This is a genomic window from Streptomyces sp. SID5785, from assembly GCF_009870065.1.
Lineage (GTDB): Bacteria > Actinomycetota > Actinomycetes > Streptomycetales > Streptomycetaceae > Streptomyces.
In genome coordinates, this window is the sequence record NZ_WWIA01000075.1 from 1 (window position 1) to 4,605 (window position 4,605).

The window sequence follows — 4,605 nt, forward strand, 5'->3', positions numbered from 1 at the left end:
TGAGGACGGAGTCGCCGGGGCGCACCCCGGCGTTGGTGAAGAGCATCCGGTACGCGGTCAGCCAGGCCGTGGGGAGGCAGGCGGCCTGCTCGAAGGAGAGCTCCTTCGGCTTGGGCAGCACGTTCCACTCGGGGACGGTGACCTGCTCGGCGAAGGTCCCCTGGTACTTCTCGGTGAGGATCGAGCGGCGCTCGCGCGGGCCGACGCCGTGGCCGGTCTCGCCGATCACGGAGTGGAGCACGACCTCGTTGCCGTCCTGGTCGACACCGGCGGCGTCGCAGCCGAGGATCATGGGCAGCGACTCCTCGCCGAGCCCGACCCCGCGCAGGGACCACAGGTCATGGTGGTTGAGGGAGGCGGCCTTGACGTTCACGGTGGTCCAGCCCGGCCGGTCGACGGGGGCGGGACGCTCCCCCAGCTCCAGTCCGTTCAGCGGCTGATCACGGTCGATGCGGGCGGCGTAGGCGGCGAACATGCCCTGACGATAGGGGCGGGGACCCCGGCCGGGGAACCGCCACGGGCTGTGACGCACGTCCTCTGGCGCGGGACGCCCCGAACCGCCCGCGCCGCCCGCTCCCCGTACTCGCACCCCGCGCCCCGCGCCCACTCCCCGTACTCGCGCAAGGCCCCACCCGAGCAGGCGGGTACGGAGAAGGCCCCGCCGGAGCGGGGCCTCGACCGTGCCGCACGGGCGGGAGGAGCGATCAGCGTCGGGCGACGCCCTCGGCGCGGGCCGCGGCCGCGACGGCCGCGGTGACGGCCGGCGCCACGCGCTCGTCGAACGGCGACGGGATCACGTACCCGGCGGCCAGTTCGTCGCCCACGACCGCGGCGAGCGCGTCGGCCGCCGCGATCTTCATGCCCTCGGTGATCTTCGAGGCGCGCACCTGGAGGGCGCCCGCGAAGATGCCCGGGAAGGCGAGGACGTTGTTGATCTGGTTCGGGTAGTCCGAGCGCCCGGTCGCGACCACCGACGCGTACTTGTGGGCGATGTCGGGGTGCACCTCGGGGTTCGGGTTGGCCATCGCGAAGACGAAGGCACCCGGCGCCATGGAGGCGACCGCCGGCTCGGGGACCGTACCGCCGGAGACACCGATGAAGAGGTCGGCGCCCGCGAGCGCGTCCTCGAGCGTGCCGGACAGGCCCGCCTTGTTGGTGAGCTCGGCGAGCTCACGCTTGACGGCCGTGAGGTCCTCGCGGTCCCGGCTGACGATGCCCTTGCGGTCGGTGACGGCGACGTCGCCGAGCCCGGCCTCGAGGAGGAACTTGGCGATCGCCACGCCCGCCGCACCGGCGCCGGAGATCACACCGCGCAGCTCGCCGAGCTCGCGCCCGCTGAGCCTGGCCGCGTTCTTCAGGGCGGCCAGGGTGACCACGGCGGTGCCGTGCTGGTCGTCGTGGAAGACCGGGATGTCGAGCCGCTCCTGAAGCCTGCGCTCGATCTCGAAGCACCGCGGAGCCGCGATGTCCTCGAGATTGACGCCGCCGAAGGACGGGGCGAGGCGCACGACGGTGTCGACGATCTCGTCGACGTCGGTCGTCGCGAGAGCGATCGGCACGGCGTCGACGCCGCCGAACTGCTTGAAGAGAATGGCCTTGCCCTCCATCACCGGGAGGGAGGCCTCGGGACCGATGTCACCGAGTCCGAGCACGGCCGTACCGTCGGTCACGACGGCCACGACGCTCGACTTCCACGTGTAGTCGTGGACGAGCTCCGGCTGCTCGGCGATCGCGCTGCACACCTTCGCGACGCCGGGCGTGTACGCCAGGGACAGGTCGTCCTTGTCGCGGATCGGCACGGTGGCCTGCACGGCCATCTTGCCGCCACGGTGCAGCGCGAACGCCGGATCGAAGGGCTCGTCGGTGCCCTCGTGGCCGGTATTGGCGTCGCTGCGAGGATTGACGATCTCCGCTGCCACTTGTCTGACCCCTTAAGTCTTATTGCTTCAGTTGAGGGTGGGTCCGCTCCTGGTGAGGGGCGGGCGGGGACGCGTACGACCCGGCCGGTCCGTTTGTGACCGGCCGTGCGGGTCCGTACACGACGGGCGCGCCGCACGCGCGCCCTGTGCCCCGGATGAGGGGTGTAAAGAACCTTCTTACCTGACGGACGGTGCCCCGGACGAGCCCATACGTGATCGATCACGTACCGGTGACATGACTCATAGCTGATTGTCAGGACAAGTCATCAGGACGTCACTGGAGGGCTCCTCGAAGACCGCCCGAATGGTGAGACCGGGGCCGATTCGCCGGAGATTCTCCGGCCGACGGGCGAAAGGTCCGCAGATGATGTAGGCCCCATGCACCGTGACGCGGGGACCGGTTGGGGGTCTTGGGACACCTGTTATCCGATTTTGACATCGCCGACTCCCTGAATCGTCCGGTCCGAATGGCAAGATGCCGTCATCGATCGAGGTCGCGACACTCGAAGGCGTGTGCCGCTGCGACCGACACGGCAACTCCCTCACCCTGCCGGAGGACCCCAGAATGACCGCAAGCACCACCCGCCGCACGACCGCGAAGTCCGCGAAGTCCCGGATAGCCGCGGTCGGCGCGATCGCGGTCGCCGGCACCCTGCTGCTGACCGGCTGCGGTGACCAGACGAAGGACAAGGACGCGGACAGCGGTTCCGCCTCCGCCAAGAGCGCGCCGCTCGCCGACAAGCTCCCCAAGGAGATCCGCGACAAGGGGATCATCCGCGTCGGCTCGGACATCGCCTACGCGCCGGTCGAGTTCAAGGACAAGTCGGGCAACGCGGTCGGCATCGACCCGGACCTCGGCGCCGCCCTGGGCAAGCAGCTCGGCGTGAAGTTCGAGTTCCAGAACGGCACGTTCGACACCCTGATCACGGGTCTGCGCTCGAACCGCTACGACATCGCGATGTCCGCCATGACGGACACCAAGGACCGGCAGAACGGCGTCGACGCCGACACCGGCAAGAAGGTCGGCGAGGGCGTCGACTTCGTCGACTACTTCAACGCGGGCGTCTCCATCTACACGCCGAAGGGCAAGACCCAGGGGATCAAGACCTGGGACGACCTGTGCGGCAAGAAGATCGTCGTCCAGCGCGGCACGGTCTCCCACGACCTCGCCAAGGCCCAGGCCAAGAAGTGCAAGGGCGGCGAGAAGCTCGGCATCCAGGCCTTCGACGACGACCAGCAGGCCCAGACCCGGCTGCGTTCGGGCGGCGCGGACGCCGGTTCCTCCGACTTCCCGGTCGCCGCGTACGCGGTGAAGACCGCGGGCGGCGGCAAGGACTTCGAGATCGTCGGCGACCAGGTCGAGGCGGCCCCGTACGGCATCGCCGTCGCGAAGGACCAGACGCAGCTGCGCGACGCGATCAAGGCGGCGCTCGACGCGGTCATCAAGAGCGGCGAGTACGACAAGATCATCGCCAAGTGGGGCGTCGAGGCGGGCGCCGTCAAGGCGGCCACCGTCAACGGCGGCAAGTGACCGCGGACATCGCGTCGTCCGCGCGTCCGCGTCGTCGTAGTCGTTGAAAGGCAACACCCGTGTCAATTGACATCGAGAAGACGGGCGGCGGCCCCGAGGACACGCCGCCGCCCGCGGCCCGGCCGGAGGCCATCAGGGCGATCCCCGTCCGGCACTACGGCCGCTACCTCGCGGCGGTCATCGCCCTCGCCCTGCTCGCCTCGATCATCTACGCCTTCGGGCAGGGCAAGATCCAGTGGAGCACCGTCCCGGAGTACTTCTTCGACGACCGCATCCTCACGGGCGTCGGCAAGACCCTGCTCCTGACGGTCCTGTCGATGGCGATCGGTGTCGTCGGCGGTATCACGCTCGCCGTGATGCGGCTGTCGAAGAACCCCGTGACCAGCTCGATCGCCTGGTTCTACATCTGGTTCTTCCGCGGCACCCCGGTCCTGGTCCAGCTCTTCATCTGGTTCAACCTGGGCCTGGTCTTCGAGTACATCAACCTCGGGCCGATCTACAAGGACTACTGGTCGTCCTTCATGACGCCGCTGCTCACGGCCCTGCTCGGCCTGGGTCTCAACGAGGCGGCGTACATGGCGGAGATCTGCCGCGCCGGCCTCATGTCCGTCGACGAGGGCCAGACCGAGGCGTCCCACGCGCTCGGCATGAGCCACTCCAAGACGCTGCTGCGCATCGTGATCCCGCAGGCGATGCGGGTCATCGTGCCGCCGACCGGCAACGAGTTCATCAACATGCTCAAGACCACCTCGCTCGTCGCGGCGGTCCAGTTCAACGAGCTCTTCCGGTACGCCCAGGACATCGGCCAGCAGTCCGGCGCCCCCGTGGAGATGTACTTCACCGCGGCGGCCTGGTACCTGGTCATGACCTCGGTCCTGAGCGTCGGCCAGTACTACATCGAGCGCTACTACGCGCGGGGCACGTCCCGTCAGCTGCCCGCGACGCCGTGGCAGAAGGTGAAGGCCAACATGCTGTCCCTCTCCAACCGGTCCGGGGCGGTGGGCGCATGACCGAGAACGCGATGGTCAAGGCCGAGGGCGTGCACAAGTCCTTCGGCAGCGTCGAGGTCCTCAAGGGCATCGACCTGGAGGTCAAGCAGGGCGAGGTGTTCTGCCTGATCGGCCCGTCCGGCTCCGGCAAGTCCACCTTCCTGCG

The 4,605-nt window shown here is 69.1% G+C and carries 4 protein-coding genes and 1 pseudogene; 3 read left to right on the forward strand and 2 right to left on the reverse strand.

From position 1 onward, the window contains the following. Positions 1-475 (reverse strand): annotated as a pseudogene (locus GTW43_RS02420) (Zn-dependent oxidoreductase); the annotation flags it as partial. Between the two features lie 229 nt (positions 476-704). Then, positions 705-1,919, reverse strand: coding sequence for an NADP-dependent malic enzyme (locus tag GTW43_RS02425; RefSeq protein WP_161299882.1), 1,215 nt, complete (start codon positions 1,917-1,919; stop codon positions 705-707). A gap of 565 nt (positions 1,920-2,484) precedes the next feature. On the opposite strand from GTW43_RS02425, the gene GTW43_RS02430 reads away from it, so the two are divergent. From GTW43_RS02430 to GTW43_RS02440, 3 genes are all read left to right on the forward strand, one after another. Next, positions 2,485-3,450, forward strand: a complete 966-nt coding sequence (locus GTW43_RS02430; protein ID WP_161299883.1) for an ABC transporter substrate-binding protein — start codon at positions 2,485-2,487, stop codon at positions 3,448-3,450. Positions 3,451-3,509: 59 nt separating this feature from the next. Next, entirely contained in the window at positions 3,510-4,460 is a 951-nt protein-coding gene (locus GTW43_RS02435; protein WP_161299884.1) for an amino acid ABC transporter permease, read from the forward strand. An 11-nt stretch (positions 4,461-4,471) separates the two neighbouring features. Beyond that, positions 4,472-4,605 (forward strand): ATP-binding cassette domain-containing protein (locus GTW43_RS02440; RefSeq protein ID WP_161299885.1); only part of this gene is annotated, 134 nt, incomplete at its 3' end.